The 1,939-nt window shown below is 42.9% G+C and carries 4 protein-coding genes; 2 read left to right on the top strand and 2 right to left on the bottom strand.

Annotation, left to right across the window (positions count from 1 at the left end):
- Positions 1-137: 137 nt before the first annotated feature.
- Both AC0QHF_RS00225 and AC0QHF_RS00220 read left to right on the top strand, forming a co-directional pair.
- A complete protein-coding gene (locus AC0QHF_RS00225; RefSeq protein WP_324702183.1) occupies positions 138-611 on the top strand; it encodes a type II toxin-antitoxin system VapC family toxin in 474 nt (157 codons plus the stop codon).
- Between the two features lie 3 nt (positions 612-614).
- Positions 615-836 carry a hypothetical protein gene (locus AC0QHF_RS00220; protein ID WP_324702182.1) on the top strand — a complete coding sequence of 74 codons (222 nt, stop codon included), beginning with the start codon at positions 615-617 and terminating at the stop codon, positions 834-836.
- 149 nt (positions 837-985) lie between these two features.
- Here AC0QHF_RS00220 and AC0QHF_RS00215 read toward each other — a convergent pair whose 3' ends face one another.
- Both AC0QHF_RS00215 and AC0QHF_RS00210 read right to left on the bottom strand, forming a co-directional pair.
- A complete protein-coding gene (locus AC0QHF_RS00215) occupies positions 986-1,399 on the bottom strand; it encodes a type II toxin-antitoxin system VapC family toxin (protein WP_324702181.1) in 414 nt (137 codons plus the stop codon).
- A complete protein-coding gene (locus AC0QHF_RS00210; protein WP_324702180.1) occupies positions 1,396-1,659 on the bottom strand; it encodes a hypothetical protein in 264 nt (87 codons plus the stop codon). Before AC0QHF_RS00210 ends, AC0QHF_RS00215 begins: the two co-directional genes overlap by 4 nt.
- Between the last annotated feature and the right edge of the window lie 280 nt (positions 1,660-1,939).

The following is a 1,939-nucleotide window of genomic DNA, read 5'->3' as shown; positions in this document are numbered from 1 at the left end:
ATTCTCAGCCGAGAGATGCGGGTTTTTACCATTATTGATAAGAGGGTCACACACCCTACATCTGGGGAGCGATCGCCTTTCTCTGCACTGGTAGCGATCGCTTTAGCATAAAATAGAGTCAGTTGACTTTTATCTATATGAGTGAAACGGTTTATATCGAAACCAGTATCTTGGGGTATCTAACCGCCAGATCAACCAAAAACTTGATTATCGCTGCCAACATGGAGATTACAAAGAATTGGTGGGAACTACGCCGGAATGCTTTTACTCTTTATACATCAGAAGCCGTTTTAGATGAAGTAGCACAAGGAGATCCGGCGATCGCGACTCAACGACTAGAGATTTTAGGTGATTTTCCGTTGCTGGATTTGAATCAGGCGGTACAAGGTTTGGCTGCACAATTTTTAGCCCGAAGCAATTTGCCTCCTAAAGCCAAGATAGATGCGATCCATATCGCTGCCGCCACTGTTCACGGTATGGATTATTTGTTAACATGGAATTGCAAGCACATCGCAAATGCTCAAATTCAAGGAAAATTGGCAGAAATTAGTCTGGATTGTGGCTATGTTTTGCCTGTCTTATGTACGCCAAACGAATTGATGGGAGATTAGTCCATGTGGAAAGATGAAATTGTCGAAGAAATTCACAAAATTCGCGATCGCTATGCCAAGTCTTTCAACTACGATTTGAATGCTATATTTGAAGACTTACGCCAAAAGCAAGCAGAAAGTGGTAGAGAAGTTGTTAATTTGTCGCGAAAACCCGGTCTAAAAAAACGCTGGAGTAGACTCCATCTTGATGGTGAAACCAAAGAAACCAGCCACCCATCAACTTAGCTGTTAGGTTGTTTGAACCCCGAATCGCGATCGCGCCAATTTTCCAAATGGTGCGTGACCCTCAGCCGAGAGATGCGGGTTTTTACCATCATTGATAGGGGAGGGTCACACACCCTACATTTGGGGAGCCACACTGACTCTTTTATAGCTCATCCTGGGATCACGTCAAAAGCATCTTTATCATAGAGTCGATAAACATAAAAATCACTATCTAATGTAAAAATCCGCTTAATCTTTTGACTTTCTGCCACAGCAACCAGAGAAGCATCGGCTAAATCCATAGGTAGATCTTTATATTTTTCCATCAAAACTTTCATGCGTTCACATTCTGCTTCATTAGCTGCATGAAGATACAAGGCTTTTCTATTGATGAACTCCCATAAGATAGCCTGTGCTGACCAACCTCGCAGTTCTGATAAGAAGTACATCGCCTCAGTAAAACAAGGCCATGTTGTTAACATGGAACCTGTTAGAGTTTTGTAAGTTTGAACACATTTAACATGGGTGTCTCCCTGGCCTTTGTCAATCAGAGCAATGAGAGGCCCAGTGTCCACTAAAATCATGGTCGTCGCAGTCCTTGTTTAGATAATTTTGTGGCAATCTGTTCGCCAAAATTAGTTGGCTGAACCTGATGATGAGGTTCCATTTGACTATCGATCGCCCCAATTAAATCTCCAATTTTTTCAGATAACAGTTCGGCTTCAGGCTGGGGTTGTTCAAGTTGAGATAAAATCCAACTTTCGGGAGTTAACCCTTGTTTTTGGGCGACTTCGAGGAGGGCTTGATAAGTTTGTTCAGATAGAATTAGGGTATGTTGTGACATAAGTTTATTCAGTGAACTTGATACGATTTTAACTCCAATCCCTATGAATGGCAACATGGTGCGTGACCCTCAGCCAGGAGATTCGGGTTTTTAGCATCATTAATAGCAGAGGGTCACACACCCTACATCTACTCAGAAACCGGGTTTCTATCAGAGTTTCTGCATCCCCACCCAGATTGAAGTAGAAACCCGGTTTCTGATCGGCAATCCATCACTCTCGATGGTGCGTGATTCTCAGCCGAGAGATGCGGGTTTTTACCATTATTGATAAGAGGGTCAC

Source organism: Lyngbya sp. CCY1209 (assembly GCF_055795065.1).
This window is presented reverse-complemented; position numbering and strand designations above follow the sequence as displayed.

Excerpts from the sequence above, each read along its gene's own strand:
- AC0QHF_RS00225 (WP_324702183.1), top strand. The coding sequence starts at position 138 with ATGAGTGAAACGGTTTATATCGAAACCAGTATCTTGGGGTATCTAACC.
- AC0QHF_RS00220 (WP_324702182.1), top strand. The coding sequence starts at position 615 with ATGTGGAAAGATGAAATTGTCGAAGAAATTCACAAAATTCGCGATCGC.
- AC0QHF_RS00215 (WP_324702181.1), bottom strand. The coding sequence starts at position 1,399 with ATGATTTTAGTGGACACTGGGCCTCTCATTGCTCTGATTGACAAAGGC.
- AC0QHF_RS00210 (WP_324702180.1), bottom strand. The coding sequence starts at position 1,659 with ATGTCACAACATACCCTAATTCTATCTGAACAAACTTATCAAGCCCTC.